This is a genomic window from Kitasatospora sp. MAP5-34 (genome assembly GCF_029894335.1).
Taxonomy (GTDB): Bacteria; Actinomycetota; Actinomycetes; order Streptomycetales; family Streptomycetaceae; genus Kitasatospora.
In genome coordinates, this window is record NZ_JARXZC010000026.1 from 26,198 (window position 1) to 39,746 (window position 13,549).

Below are 13,549 nucleotides of genomic sequence, written 5' to 3' on the forward strand. Positions count from 1 at the left end.
CTAGCCGTAATGAGGGGCAGTTCGGGGGCGGCCAGCTGAAAGGCACACGTCCGGGCGATTGTTGCGGGTGCGGCGGTCATCCGGGTACGCGCCGGACTTTCTGCTGGGCTGATTCCGCGTCAGCAGCAAGACCCGCCGCTGCCGCCGTCCTGGTGGACGACCGGCGCGGGTGCCGGAGCCGCAGAGCTGGGCACCGCCACGAACAGCAGCCCGGCCCCGACGATCAACCCGGTGGCAACGGCGACAACAGACCTGATCACTGCGCATCTCCCTCTACGAGTCTTGGAACGAGACTCCGAGTCAACCCAGTTGACGACGAACTGTCAATGGTTGGCGGGTTCCGGCCACGCCGTCTCCTACTCCTCCGCTCCGCAGCCTCTCCTGCGTCCGGAGAGGCGTCCGGAGAGGCGACCGGCAGGCCGCGGGCCGGGTGCGTGATGGCGCATCAGCCGCGACCCGTACAGTCGAAAGCGGGCGAACTGATCGAGCTGCCGAGGCGTCCTGCTCTCCGAAGACGGTCGTCGAGAAGGATGGTCGTCGGACAGAGGAGGACGCGATCGTGGAGACCTTCGGAAGGCGGCCGGGCCGCCGCTCGGTGCTGGCCCTCGGCGCCGGGACGGCACTGGCCGCAGTGGTGTCCGCAGGTGGGCCGGCCCACGCGGCGAGCAGCACGTCACCGGGTGAAGCCGACGTCACCCGGATGCTGGCGGGCCTTGAACGCGAACACTCCGCCCGGCTGGGCGTGTTCGCGTGCAACACGGTCACGGGCCGGAGCGTGCTGTACCGCGCCGACGAGCTCTTCCCGATCTGCTCGGTGCACAAGACGATCACCGCCGCCGCCGTCCTGCGAGACCTCGACCGGGGCGGCGAGTTCCTCGCCAAGCGCATCCGGTACACCCACCAGGACGTCACGGACGCGGGCTACGCCCCGATCACGGGCACACCCGAGCACCTCGCGAACGGCATGACCGTCGCCCAGCTGTGCGCCGCCGCCCTCGACCACAGCGACAACGCCGCCGACAACCTCCTGCTCCGGGAGCTCGGCTGTCCCACGGCGATCACCCGCTTCTGCCGGTCCATCGGCGACGACGTGACGCGGCTCGACCGGTGGGAGCCCGAGCTGAACTCGGCCGAACCGGGGCGCGTCACCGACACCACGAGCCCGGCCGCCATCGCGCGTACGTTCTCGACGCTCGTCCTCGGCGACGCACTCACCCCACAGGACCGGCGGCAGCTGACCGAGTGGCTGCTCGCCAACACCACCAGTGCCGCCCGCTTCCGCGCCGGACTCCCCGAGGACTGGGCTCTCGCGGACAAGACCGGCACCGGCGACTACGGCACCACCAACGATGTCGGGATCGCCTGGACCCCGGACGGGACCCCCCTCGTACTGGCCGTTCTGTCCACCAGAGCGGACGCCGCCGCCCCGGCGGACGAACCGCTGGTCGCCAGGACCGCCGCTCTGCTGGCGGCAGCCCTCACCTGACACGTCGCAGTGCACCTGGCTGAGTCAGGGGCCGAAGCCCCGTCCAGGTGATCCTGAACGGGCTCCGTGTGCTGGTCCGGGCTCTCAGCCGATCACGGCGGACCAGCGACCGCGTGACAGGTGGATCACGCCGTCCGGGCTGATCCTGGCATTGCAGCCGTAGAGGGGAAGGCCGCCTTCCACCTCCCGCCAATTCCGGATGCCCTCCAGATCGGACCACAGCCGACGGGGGCCGCTCTGGTGAACTGTCGGCGGCTCGAACCGTTCCGCCTCGGCCCGTGCCCAGGAGCCGTCGGGGTGGGCGAGGTAGGCCGTCCGTCGTCCCGGCTTCTCCTCGAAGTCGATTTCCACGCCCGGCACGGTGACTGTGAGCATGGACCAGACTTCCCAGTCGTTGCGGATGTCGGCCACGGGGTACCGGAATCCCTTGACCTCCTCGCCCTCGCCTTCGCGGGCGGTCTTGAAGAGATGTTCGAGGCCCGGCGGGTAGGTCGGTCCGGACCGGGTGGTCATGAAGCCCGCCCAGTCCCTTTCGACCATCCCTTCGGCTCCGCCGTCGGCGGTCTTCCACGCGGTGAGGATCAGAGCCGTGTCGGCGATGGTCATGACGAGCCGTCCGCCACGCTTGAGCGCTCGGAGCCACGACACCGGGACAGGCCGGGCCGACACGGTGGCGATGACGCGGTCGTACGAGCCGGGAACGGGCCCGGTGGCGTCCAGAGTCATGAACTCCGGGTGCAGTCCCATCCCGGCAAGACGGGCCCTGCCCGCCTCCGTCAGGTACTCGTCCACGTCCACGGTGGTGATGTGCCGGTCGCCCAACCGGCGTGCGGCGATGGCGGTCAGCCCGCCGGCTCCGGTGCCGATGTCGAGCACGTCGTGACCGGCGTTGATCCGGCCGTGCCTCAGCATCTTGACCACAAGGGCCGTGAGCGTGGCGGAAGATGTGGCGCGGCCCGTGGGATGGTCGTCCGGTTTCGCGTGGTCCGCGTGGAGCCCTCCGACACTCGTCACAAGCGACTTGCCACCGTACGCCCGCCGGAACCACAGCTCCTGGTCTTCCTTTCCGCTCCGGAGTCGCCACCCGCCGTCTTCGGCCGGCTCCCACCACTTCGGCACCAACTCATGCCGGGGAACACCGGCGACCGGGTTCCGCCAACGAGAGTCGGGGTCGGTCGTTCGTTCGGCGAGATCCGCCGCGTGCTGCTGCCATTTCATGTGCTGCCCTTTCGTCAGTAACTCGGCCCGCAAGCCTCAGTATTGGCGGGGCTGCAGTCGTTGCTGTCGTTCGGCGGGCAGCCGCCCATCGTGTAGCCGGGGCCGCACACTCCCTGGTCGGAAGGGCTGCACGGTCCCCCGTTCGGGCCGCACGGCTCAGCGCGCTCGGGAATCGTGGCGACCACGGCAGCCCACTCCGGGCCGGCCAGGATGGACGCGAGCGAGGATTCCCGGACGTTCGCGGGCTTCAGGAAACGCCCGAGCACGCAGGGGCTCACGGACCCGTCCGGCATGATCGCGAGCCGTCCGCGCCCGCAGTTGCCGCACAGCGCGCTCACGTCTGGCACGGACTTCGTCGACCGCCCGACGCCCCGGGCGTAGTCCAGAGTCACGCGCTCGATGCCCAGGGAATGCAGCTCGTTCACCGCCAGGCGCTCAAGCTGCCCGTCGTGCACACCGACAATGCCCGCCCGGATCGGGATACCGCGCCGGATGGCCTCAACGATGTTCGCGCGGGTCCGCTCGTGGCTGCCGATGGTCTTGGTCACCTTGTCGTGCTCGCCGGCGTTGACCGAGTAGTACGACGTTGCCAGGCTGACCCCCGGGTGCTCGAAGACCGCCCAGCCCTTCGCGGACACGTGGTAGAGGTTCGAGAAGATCTCGACCTTTCGGCCCCGGCTCAGCGCATGGTCGACCAGACCGGCCCATCCGGGGAACGTGGTCGGCTCCCCGCCGATCAACTGGACCGTGGCGATGCCGATTTCGGTGGCCTGGTCGATCACGCCGAACCAGTCGGCCTGCGTCATGACGCCGTGCGTTCCGGCGGGACCGGAGTCGGCAAAGCAGTGTTCGCAGACGAGTTGGCACTCTCCGGTGATCTCCAGCTCGATCACGTGCGGGACAAGCGGCTTGGTGGTCGGCGGTTCGAGAAGAGCGGTCATGTTGAGTCCTTTCGTGGACGACTGCCGAAAGAGCCCGCCCGGCCAGGAGCCCTGTCACGTGACGCCTGGCCGGGGCGGGCGGCCCGTGCCGGTGTCCTCCCCAGAGGGAACGGCACGGGGGTTTTGGGGTGGTCCCGCCCGTCCGCGACGGGGGCGCGCCAGCAGGCGGGACCGTTCCCGTGCCTACCGGATGTTGACCCGATCCGACGGCAGGCACGGGAGTCTGGGAAGGGTCAGCCGACTGGGAAGCCCCTGACGAGGAGCGGGATGCCCTGTCCGTCCCGGCGGGTGAGCCAGGCCGCTGCGATGCGGCGGCGTCCGACGGGCGACACGTGGTCGGGCAGTTCCGTGGTGCCGACGAAGCGGTGTCCGCGAAGGCGGGTTCCGGGGGTGTCGGTGTTGATCCGCTCCACCTGCTTGGCCGTGAGGACGCCTCCGTTGAAGACGAAGTTGTACCCCTCGGGGTGCTCCCCGGCCGGCAGGTGGTCCACCGCGAGGAGCTGCCACAGGTCCAGCACGAGCGTGGTCTGCGCCAGCAGGTGACGGGCCGCCGCGTCGTGGGCGGCCTCATCTTCCCCGGCGGCACCCCCGGGCAGGACCAGCCCCTCTTGGTGCTCAGGATCGACCATCAGGACGTGGCCTTCCGAGTTGAACGCGATCACCACGCACTCGATACGGCGGGCGGGCGGGGCGGCCATCAGGGGGTCCGGGTGCAACGTGCTCTCCATCGTCGGTTGTTGGCTCGGGGTCGGGGTCGGGGTCAGGACGGGCTTGTCGGCAGGCCCGCACCCACGCTCACGAAGAGCGTCACGGCGGTTACGGCCAACACATAAGCTGTGTGGCCTGGTTGGGGCTTCACGCGGACCCACGCCCGCGAGGCCGGCCACCGGGCCCACCCTTGAGGGCAGGCTCCAACTGGCTTGCGGGAAGGATCGGTTGAATCTCGCTGGCCGGGGTCTCCCACTCGCACCCGCCGCCGACGGGCCGCAGAAGCACAGTTGGGTACTTGCCGAAGCCGGGGCACTGGTACTCCCCGGTCAAGCCGTGCTTCGCGTCTCGTACCAGCTCACCCACCTGGGGTTCGTACAGCGCCTGCGGGGGCGTTCTGCGGACACTCACCGGCCACTCCTCTCTGTAGTCGTTCCACTACCAGAATCGGCGTCGACGGCTAGTCTCGGTAGGGGGTGGACTGGACAGTTGGCCCCGGTCGGACTCAGTGCGGAAGGGTCGAACAACCATGCGCAAGACCATGCTTGACCCATCGTCATCTCCAGCTGCCGCCTTCGGAGTGCAGCTTCGCAGGTCAAGGGAGGCGAAGGGACTCACTCAGAGGCAGCTCGGGGCGCTCATCGGGTTCAGCAACAGCTTCGTTTCGTGCATCGAAAGAGCTACACGCAATCCGACACACGCCTTCGCGACGAAGGCCGACGAGTACCTTGAGACCGGCGGCACCCTTGAGCTGATGTGGTGGAACCTCATGCACACGGCCCTGCTTGAGGGGTTCCCGGAGTACGCCGCTCACGAGGCCAGGGCTGTAGAACTGCGCATGTTCGAACTTGGCGTCATCCCCGGTCTGTTCCAGACGAGGGCCTACGCCGAGGCGCTTGCCCGCGCTGACGTGAGGCGCGGCGGCATCACCCAGGAGCAGGCGGAGGAGCGAGTTGCCTACCTGCTCACGCGTCAGCACCGCCTTACCCTGCCGTCGGCACCACTCGTCCACGCCGTTCTGGACGAGAGCTGCCTACAGCGCTTCGTGGGCGGGAACGATGTGATGGACGGGCAGCTTGAGCATCTGGCGCAGCTGTCCGACCGCCCGAACGTACTTCTCCAAGTGGCGCCGTTCACGATGGGCGAGCGGCGGCCGTTCGCCCTTCCCGTGTACCTGGTGACACTCGCCGACCGAACGATGCTCGGCTACACCGAATCCCAGGAACGGGGGTACCTGACCAGGGAAACGGACACGGTCAGGGAGTGGGCCAGGGACTACGATCGTCTCCAGGTGGGAGCCCTGTCCGACGTGGCGTCCCTCGAACTGATCAACGCTGCTCGGAAGGGATTGCGTCCATGAACACCGTAGACCTGTCTGGCGTCACCTGGTTCAAGTCCTCGCACAGCCAGAACGGCGGCGCGTGCATCGAAGTAGCCCCGGGCCTGCCCGGAGTTGTCCCCGTCCGCGACTCCAAGGACCCCCAGGGCGGCGCCCTGGTCTTCTCTGCCGACGCATTCGCGGCCTTCGTGAGCTCCGTCCGCAGCGGAGAGTTCGGGGACGTCTGACGGCCCGGTGCGAGCCGCCCAGGGCGGTAAGTTGAGACCCCGGCAGAATCCCTGCCGGGGTCTTTTTGTGGGCACCCTCTGTTGCTGAAACTACGCGCGGCCCGGAACGCCGTCACCGATACCGGGCGAGGCGCGGGAGTTGGCCCGGGTGTTGCCCGGCCGCTGCTCCCCGACGGCGTCGCGGCTCCGGGATGCCCTCACCGGCCGAGGCCCGTGAACGAGCCCCTGCGCCCGGCGCCGGCCGCGAAGCGGGCCGAGTGGACGCGTGACCGGCCAGGTAGGGATCATGACCCCGGTCGTGGTGCGGAGGGCCGCACCACGGGGGTGAAGGGGAGTCAGGGTGCAGGGACAGCAGGACGACAGGGGCGCACGCCATCTGCTGGTGGTCGGCATGGCGCGCAGTCCGCACTACCGCGAGGCGGTGCTGCGTGAGCTCGCCGGGCGCTATCCGTTGTGGCTGCTGTGCCAGACCCCGCCCGCCTGGGCGCTGCCGTACCTCGCGGGCTGGACCACCGCCGACATGTCGGACCGCGCAGACCCGGCCGGCGTGCTGCGTGCGGTGGAGCGACTGGCCGACGACGTGGTGATCGGCGGGGTGGTCACGGCCGAGGAGGACTGCGTCGAACTCGCCGCCCACCTCACCGAGGCCCTCGGCCTGCCGGGCATCAGCCCGCAAGCGGCCGGTCGCTGCCGTGACAAGGCCGCCACGCGGCGCGCACTGGAACACGCGGGCATACCGGGCGCCCGGGCCTTCCAGGTGCACTCCCAGGCCGAGGCGGAAGAGGCCGTCCTCTCGCTCGGGCTGCCCGTCGTCGTCAAGCCGCGGGCGATGGCCGGCTCGCGCGGCGTGCGCCGGGTCGACGACCTCGGCGAGCTCGCCCACGCGTACACCTACGCCGTCAGCACGACGCCGTGGTACGACGGCCCGACCGTCCACGACGGCGTCCTGATCGAGGAGTTCCTGGACGGCCCCAACATCAGCCTGTCCTCGGTCGTCGTCGACACCGTCGTCCACCCGCTGGCCGCCGCCCGCGTCACCACCATCCAGCCCCCGTACTTCCTGGAGACCGACCACATCGTCGACGGCCAGGACCCGCTCCTGACCGACCCCGAATTCCTGCGCATGGTCCAGGACGTCCACACCGCCCTCGGCATCACCGCCGGGACCACCCTCAGCCAGTGGTGCCTCACCTCACGAGGCCCACGCCTGATCGAGGTCAACGCCCGCCTCGGCGGCGACCTCGTCCAGGTCATCGGCGGCCCCGCCAACGGCCTCAACGTCATCCACGCCTGGGCCGACACCGCCATGGGCCACCACCCCCACACCCATCGCACCCCCAGCGGCGCGGCCGCCATCACCTTCCTCTTCCCCGACCACGACCTCACCGTCGACACCCTCACCCACACCGGCACCGCCCCCGCCGGCACCGACATCGTCCTGCTCGCCCACCCGGGCACCACCCTCCACCTCCCGCCCCGGGGCGCCAAGCCCCGCTACGCCTACGTCACCGCCAGGGGCGCCGACCTCGCGACCTGCGTACGCAACCTCAACCTGGCCAGGGCCGCAGTCGAGCTGACGGCCACCGCCGACCTGGAACTGCCCGAAAACGGCCCGACTGTGACGGTGGCCGCCCGATAGCGCCTGTCAACTCCCCTTCGACGGGCGAGGATTCGCGCAGCCCCGACTCCGACCTCTCACCGGCCGAGGTCCGTGAACGAGCCCCCGCGCCCGGCGCCGGCCGCGAAGCGGGCCGCGCCCTCGCGGGTGTCGGCGGCGAAGGAGACCATGCCGTGCCGCCACTCGTTGGCGAGCGCGTCGGCCTCCGTGAGGCCTTCCTGTTCCAGGAGGGAGAGGCGGTCGTGACGCAGGCAGGTCTGCGGGAAGCGGGCGATCTCGGCGGCCAACTCCTCTGCTGCCGTACGCTCCTGGCCCACCGGGACCAGTCGGTTGGCCAGGCCCATCCGCAGCGCCTCGTCCGCCGTGACCGGGCGGCCGGTGAGCACCAGGTCCATCGCCTGGCTCGTCCCGATCAGCCGGGGCAGCCGGAACGTACCGCCGTCGATCAGTGGGACACCCCAGCGCCGGCAGTAGACGCCGAAGACCGCGTCCTGCGCCGCGACCCGCAGGTCGCACCAGACGGCCAACTCCAGGCCGCCGGCGACCGCGTGGCCGGCGATCGCGGCGATCACCGGTTTGCCGAGCCGCAACCGGGTGGGACCCATCGGGCCCCGGCCGTCCGCCTCGACCCGGCTGCCCAGGTCGGTGCCGACCGCCTTGAGATCGGCACCGGCGCAGAAGGTGCCGCCCTCGCCCCACAGGACGGCGACGGCGGCCGAGTCATCGGCGTCGAACTCCTCGAACGCCTCGCACAGGGCCGCCCCGGTGGGGCCGTCCACCGCGTTGCGGACGTGCGGCCGGGAGAGGATCACCGTGTGGACGGGTCCTCGGCGTTCCACCCGGACGGCCTGGTCAGCCATGTGATATGCCGTCCTTCGGAAGGGAGTTCGCGCGGCGCGCGCGGGCGGACTCCTCTCTACCAGGGAACCGGGAAGGTGTCCACCAGGTGGATCCGCCCCGGAGTCAGACCGGTGGCTGCGGGTCGTAGTGAATGCCCCGGCGGACCTGGCGTGCGCGCTCCGGTGATACCAGTCGGCTGACCAGGTGCAAGGCCATGTCGATGCCGGCACGCTGGCGGGCCAACCCGGGTGACGGGGCACAAGAGCACTACTGACTTTCAGGCCGCTCGGCGCTCACCGCGATCTCGGCCTCGCCCTTGCGGGTTGACGCTGCGCTGCGCGCGGGCCTGGAGGCGGCGGCGTGTGCCTGCAGCAGGTTGAGCGGCAATCGCCCGGCCCCGATCATCCAGCCCCACGCTGTCAGTGGCCTGCCCGAACGCCCGCCTCCTGCGCGTCGATCAGCTCGTCCCAGTGCTCCCGCGTCCACTCGCAGGCCGTGTCCAGCGGGCCCAGCAGGCCCCGGCCGAGCGGGGTCAGGGCGTAATCGACGCGGCGCTCCGGGCCCTCGCGCACCTCCCGTACGACGAACCCGTCCCGCTCCAGCCCGCGCAGTGACTGGGTCAGTGACTTGGCCGTGACGCCGCGCAGGGGAACCTTGAGCTCCGAGAACCGGCGCGGGCCGCCTTCCAGGCAGCGCAGGATCGACGAGGCCCACTTGTCGCCCACGCGGAACGGCACCAGTGGTGACGGGCAGACGGGGTCGAACATCTCGGGATCCAGCGGGGTCTGCCCGGCCTGCGGCTTCGTCATGGCCTACACCGTAGGGCGGTACCCGATCGGAAACCAGTCCTCGGCCTACGCTCCCGATCATGGAAACAGAGAGCAGCAGGATCATCGTGTTCGGGGCGGGCGGCCGGGTCGGCAGGGCGGCCGTGGCGGAAGCCCGGCGGCGGGGCCATGAGGTGACGGCGGCCGGGCGGGCGGACGGCGAGGTGACGGACCCGGCGGCCGTGGCGCGGCTAGCGGCCGGGCACGACGCGGCGATCGTCGCCGTGTACGACCCCGGGGCGCGCCCCGGGGAGTTCTTCCCCGCCGTCGCCCGCGCCGTCGCACAGGGGCTCCCGGCGGCCGGGGTGAAGCGGCTGGTGTCGGTCGGGCTGGCCTCCGTACTGCCCACCGCAGCCGGGGACCTGCTGATGGACACCCCCGGCTACCCGCAGGAGTGGCGGGAGTTCTACGCCGGCCACGGCGCCGGCACCGACGCGCTGCGCGCGGCCGCGCCGGACGCGCTGGACTGGGTGGTGCTGAGCCCGGCGGGGGACTTCGACCATGACGGCGAGCCCGCCGGCGGGTACGCCGTCGCCCCGGCCGCCGCCGGCAGCCGGATCACGCCCGCGGACTTCGCCCGCGCACTGCTGGACGAGATCGAGGTCCCGGCCCTGCACCGGACACACGCGGGAGTCGCCGCCGTCTGACCGGCACGATCCACGACGACCCGGCTCCCCGGGGTGCGGGGGCGGCGTGCTCCCGGATGCCGTCCGAAGCCGCTGGGGGCCCCGGAGAGGCGGCCCGATCGCGGGAAATGACCAGCACGGCGTTGCGACGGAAATTGCGAAGGTTTTCCGTGAACATCGTGCCTCTTATATCGGATCATCGCGTCTGTTCTGCCGTGCCGGCGGGAACCGGTTAACCCATTCACGGAATTCCCGCGCACACTTCGCGAGACCGTCACGTGGGCGAGGATTCGCCCGCCGGGCGGTGGGGGAAAGGCCGCTCCCGGACGAATGGTCATGCGAGAAAGCCGCGGCTCGCACGGGCATAAGGTCGTGTCCCCAGGCCGGGCTCGAGGAGAAAGGAATCAGCGTGGCGGTGAACCTCAGTTATGGGGAGCGGTACGGCTGGACGGTCGTCCAGGTCACCGGGGAGGTGGATATCGGCGGCGTCACCGCCCTGCGGCAACGACTGCTGACGCTGATCGCCGAAGGCGGCCATCACATCGTGGTGGACATCAGCCGACTGGCGTTCTGCGACTCCACCGGGTTCGCCGTGCTCGTGGCCACCCGCCGGCTGCTCTCCGCCCGGGGCGGCCGGCTACGGCTGGCCCTGCCCGGGCCGGAGGTGCACACCCGCAAGGTCCTCTCCGCATTCGGCATCGAGAAGATCTTCGAGGTCTACGACTCGGTGGAGGAGGCCCTCGCCGACCAGCGCGACACCTCGGACGTGACCCGGCCCCCGCTGCCCGCGCAGCGCGACGCCGCGTCGGCGCCCGCCGACTGACGTCAGGGTACGGGTCGCCGGTGGGAGCAGCGGGTGCTCCCGGTCGGGCGCGGCCTGCGGCCGACACGCCGGCCGAGTGGCGGGACCGGGGTTCCGCGGTACTCGACCCTGGTCGGCGCGGGCCGCCCCGTCACCGGCAGGCCAGGGCCAGGGTGCTCCACGAGTGGGGTCCGCTGGCGGAGGCGAGCAGGCGGTCGCCGGGGGAGAGTGAGCCGTCCGCGTGCCGCTGCGCCAGGGTGACCAGGATGTCGGCGGAGAAGCAGTGGGCCAGATCGGCGACGGAGCCCGGCAGGATCCGCTCGTGCGGGAACCCCATCGCGGTGCACAGGAACTTCTGTGACGCCGTCCGGTAGTTGGCGAACATCACGTGGCGGAACTCGTCCGGCGTGGTGCCCGTGCCGGCCAGCAGGTCGGCCGTGGTGTCGCGGGCCAGTCGGACCGTCGCCAGCAGGGCGTCCCCGGGGAGGTCCGGTCCGTCCAGCCGTACCTGGGTCCGGCCGGCGATGGCGTCCACCGTGAAGCTCGCGTCGGTGGAGTCCGGGGCGTCGGCGCTGACCAGGCAGGCGGCCGCGCCGTCGCTGAACAGGGAGAGGCCGCTGGCCATCAGCCGGTCCTGGGCGGACCGGGCCCGGTCCGCCAGGACCAGCAGGACCCGCTGCCGCGTCCCCGACCGGACCATGTCCCGCGCGATGCGCAGCGCGGGCCCGAAGTTGCCGCAGTCGTGCCCGGCGACCGCGATGGAGTCGCAGGTCGCCAACCCGAGCCGGTTGGCGACGCGGGCCAGCGAGCCGGCCGAGTCCGGGTCGTTCTGGCTGACGTAGACCAGGGCGTCGGGGGGCTCGGCGCACTGCGCCAGGCTGCGCTCGGCGGCGACCGCCGCCAGCTCCCAGATCTCGGCGTCGCTGACCCGGTAGGTGACGATGTCCTCGGCCAGGGCGGACAGGTCGTCAGGCAGTTCCGCCGCCAGCTCGGACAGCTTGCGGCGCTCTCCGTGGACGTGGCCGATGGCCGACAGGTGGACGCTACGCATGGACCCCGCCCTGGTGCTCGCCCTGGTGTTCGCTCGCGCGCCGGCCTGCCGTGACGGGCGGCAGCGCCCGGCGGATGTGCGCGAAGTCCTCGTCGGTGCCGCCGTTGAGCAGGAGGTGGCCGACCCCGGCCGTGAGGTACTCGCCGAGCCGTTCGGCCACCTCGGCGTAGCCGCCGACCAGGAAGGGCGCGCTGGCCAGACCGCTGCGGAAGGCCCCGAGCCAGTAGGGGTCGGCGGGTCCGGCGGCAGCGGCGCCGGCCTCCTCGGCGACGGCCTGCCGGGCGAGCTGACGCGACCAGGTGTTCTGCGACTGCGTTTTGAGCAGCGTCTCCTGCCGTCCGGTCCAGGACTGGGGGAAGCGGTCGTGCGCCTCCTGCCACGCGGCCGACGGGTCCGGGCGGCTCAGGACGCCGATCCTGATGCCGACCTCGCCGGTGTAGCCGCTCGCCCGCAGCGGGTCGAGGAACTCCCGCCGCCACTGCGGGAACGGAGCCGGGTGGGTGACGACGACGTCGGCGATCTCGCGGGCCACGGCCAGGCTGGCGGGGGAGGAGCCGGCGACGAAGACCTTGCACCGGGCCAGGACCTCCGGCCGTGGCTCCAGCCGGAACCCCCGGTACCGGTAGTACTCGCTGTCCTCGTCCACCGTCCCGCCCCGGAGCAGCGACCTGAGCACATGCCCGTACCGGCGCAGCCGCTCGTACCGCTGATCGTGGGTCAGCTCGTCGCCGATCCGGCGCATCTCGTCGTCGCGCGCCCCCGTCACCAGGTTGAAGTGGAGCGGGCGTCCGTACAGCATCGCGTAGGCGGACGCGCAGGCCGCGGCGGTGTGCGGCGGTGTGCAGGCCGGCTGCAGGGCCAGCAGCGGGACGAGGGTGCTGGTGACGGAGCCGAGGTGGGCGGCGACGACCCAGGGGTCGATCTCGTGCAGGTTGTGCGGCACCAGGATGCCCGCCCAGCCGGCCTGTTCGGAGGCGGCGGCGGTCGCGCCGAGCCGCTGCCGGAAGTCGTCCTGGAACACCTGGTGGCCGCTCACCGACTCCGGGGTGACGGAGTAGACCTGCGGACCGGGGCCGGCGCTCACGGCCGGCCCCCGGCGGGGAGGCCGAGGACACTGGCGGGATCGTTCGCGGTGCCCTGCGGGCGGAGGTCCTCGGGGTCGGTGTAGTCGCGGATCCGGCGGATCAGCGTGGTGCTGTTCTGCCCGAAGCGGTGCGGCTCGCGCAGGTTGGTGAGCTCCAGCCCGCCCTCCGGACCGGCCAGGGACTGTATGTAGTGCAGGACGGCCCGGCCCTGCGGATAGGTCATCAGGTAGTGGACGGCGAGCATCCCCCCGGCCGGGTTGATCAGCTCCCAGTACTCGCGCACGAACGCCAGGGTGTCCCAGGTGTCGATCCAGGCGAAGTCGACCAGGCCGAGCTCCTGCCGCACGGCCTCGCCCGAGCCGGTCAGGTCGCCCTCCAGCACGGTGCACAGCCCGCTGAGCCCGAGCTCGTCGAGGACCTTCATCGCCCGGGGCGCGGAGGAGGTGGGGTCGGTCATCCGGTCGATGCAGACCAGCCGGGGCCGGTACGGCTGCTCGTAGTACGCGGGGTGGGCCATCGGCTGGAGCTCGGCCGCGTCCGGATCGCCGAGCCGGGACCGCTCCAGTTCCACGGCCACCGCGTTGTCGTGCAGTGCCTGGGCCAGGAACGGGGTGGTGTAGCCCATGCCCACCTCCAGCACGTGCTGCGGGCGGGTCGTGCGGATGAGCCAGTACAGCATCGGCGCGGTGGCGTCGGTGCCCATCTCCGGCACGGACAGCGTGGCGGCCGCTGCCATGAATGCGTCGTCGATCACAGGAGTTCCCGTCTTGTCGGGTCGGTG

15 protein-coding genes are annotated in these 13,549 nt (G+C 71.3%); 6 read left to right on the top strand and 9 right to left on the bottom strand.

Annotation, left to right across the window (positions count from 1 at the left end; genetic code table 11):
• Positions 1–119 precede the first annotated feature (119 nt).
• Positions 120–260 carry a hypothetical protein gene (locus tag P3T29_RS20980; protein WP_280718084.1) on the bottom strand — a complete coding sequence of 47 codons (141 nt, stop codon included), beginning with the start codon at positions 258–260 and terminating at the stop codon, positions 120–122.
• 299 nt (positions 261–559) lie between these two features.
• Here P3T29_RS20980 and bla point away from each other — a divergent pair, with 299 nt between their 5' ends.
• Complete coding sequence (bla, locus tag P3T29_RS20985; protein WP_280718085.1) at positions 560–1,486, top strand: class A beta-lactamase; 927 nt, start codon at positions 560–562, stop codon at positions 1,484–1,486.
• 84 nt (positions 1,487–1,570) lie between these two features.
• Here the strand turns inward: bla and P3T29_RS20990 are convergent, their stop codons facing one another.
• From P3T29_RS20990 to P3T29_RS21000, 3 genes are all read right to left on the bottom strand, one after another.
• Positions 1,571–2,704, bottom strand: coding sequence for a methyltransferase domain-containing protein (locus P3T29_RS20990; protein ID WP_280718086.1), 1,134 nt, complete (start codon positions 2,702–2,704; stop codon positions 1,571–1,573).
• A gap of 14 nt (positions 2,705–2,718) precedes the next feature.
• A complete protein-coding gene (locus P3T29_RS20995) occupies positions 2,719–3,597 on the bottom strand; it encodes a radical SAM protein (RefSeq protein WP_280718087.1) in 879 nt (292 codons plus the stop codon).
• Between the two features lie 281 nt (positions 3,598–3,878).
• On the bottom strand, positions 3,879–4,373 hold the full coding sequence (locus P3T29_RS21000; RefSeq protein ID WP_280718088.1) for an NUDIX domain-containing protein: 495 nt from the start codon (positions 4,371–4,373) through the stop codon (positions 3,879–3,881).
• A 509-nt stretch (positions 4,374–4,882) separates the two neighbouring features.
• Between P3T29_RS21000 and P3T29_RS21005 the strand changes: the two genes are divergently transcribed.
• The 3 genes from P3T29_RS21005 to P3T29_RS21015 all read left to right on the top strand — a co-directional run bounded on the left by P3T29_RS21005 (position 4,883) and on the right by P3T29_RS21015 (position 7,558).
• Positions 4,883–5,713 (top strand): helix-turn-helix transcriptional regulator, encoded by an 831-nt coding sequence (locus P3T29_RS21005; protein ID WP_280718089.1) that lies wholly within the window; start codon positions 4,883–4,885, stop codon positions 5,711–5,713.
• Complete coding sequence (locus P3T29_RS21010) at positions 5,710–5,919, top strand: DUF397 domain-containing protein (protein ID WP_280718090.1); 210 nt, start codon at positions 5,710–5,712, stop codon at positions 5,917–5,919. The genes P3T29_RS21005 and P3T29_RS21010 overlap by 4 nt, the downstream gene beginning before the upstream one ends.
• Positions 5,920–6,259: 340 nt before the next feature.
• On the top strand, positions 6,260–7,558 hold the full coding sequence (locus tag P3T29_RS21015) for an ATP-grasp domain-containing protein (RefSeq protein ID WP_280718091.1): 1,299 nt from the start codon (positions 6,260–6,262) through the stop codon (positions 7,556–7,558).
• A 56-nt stretch (positions 7,559–7,614) separates the two neighbouring features.
• On the opposite strand, the gene P3T29_RS21020 is transcribed toward P3T29_RS21015, so the two are convergent.
• Entirely contained in the window at positions 7,615–8,397 is a 783-nt protein-coding gene (locus P3T29_RS21020; protein ID WP_280718092.1) for a crotonase/enoyl-CoA hydratase family protein, read from the bottom strand.
• A 399-nt stretch (positions 8,398–8,796) separates the two neighbouring features.
• A complete protein-coding gene (locus P3T29_RS21030; protein WP_280718093.1) occupies positions 8,797–9,186 on the bottom strand; it encodes a helix-turn-helix domain-containing protein in 390 nt (129 codons plus the stop codon).
• Positions 9,187–9,245: 59 nt separating this feature from the next.
• Between P3T29_RS21030 and P3T29_RS21035 the strand changes: the two genes are divergently transcribed.
• Complete coding sequence (locus P3T29_RS21035; protein WP_280718094.1) at positions 9,246–9,851, top strand: NAD(P)H-binding protein; 606 nt, start codon at positions 9,246–9,248, stop codon at positions 9,849–9,851.
• Between the two features lie 388 nt (positions 9,852–10,239).
• Positions 10,240–10,653: an STAS domain-containing protein gene (locus P3T29_RS21040; protein ID WP_280718095.1), complete on the top strand. Its 414-nt coding sequence runs from the start codon at positions 10,240–10,242 to the stop codon at positions 10,651–10,653.
• 130 nt (positions 10,654–10,783) lie between these two features.
• Here the strand turns inward: P3T29_RS21040 and P3T29_RS21045 are convergent, their stop codons facing one another.
• Genes P3T29_RS21045 through P3T29_RS21055 form a run of 3 tightly spaced genes read right to left on the bottom strand, consistent with a single transcriptional unit; the run spans position 10,784 to position 13,522 of the window.
• Positions 10,784–11,683: a 3-oxoacyl-[acyl-carrier-protein] synthase III C-terminal domain-containing protein gene (locus P3T29_RS21045; protein WP_280718096.1), complete on the bottom strand. Its 900-nt coding sequence runs from the start codon at positions 11,681–11,683 to the stop codon at positions 10,784–10,786.
• Positions 11,676–12,767 (bottom strand): LLM class flavin-dependent oxidoreductase, encoded by a 1,092-nt coding sequence (locus P3T29_RS21050; protein ID WP_280718097.1) that lies wholly within the window; start codon positions 12,765–12,767, stop codon positions 11,676–11,678. The genes P3T29_RS21045 and P3T29_RS21050 overlap by 8 nt, the downstream gene beginning before the upstream one ends.
• Positions 12,764–13,522 carry a class I SAM-dependent methyltransferase gene (locus tag P3T29_RS21055; protein ID WP_280718098.1) on the bottom strand — a complete coding sequence of 253 codons (759 nt, stop codon included), beginning with the start codon at positions 13,520–13,522 and terminating at the stop codon, positions 12,764–12,766. Before P3T29_RS21055 ends, P3T29_RS21050 begins: the two co-directional genes overlap by 4 nt.
• Between the last annotated feature and the right edge of the window lie 27 nt (positions 13,523–13,549).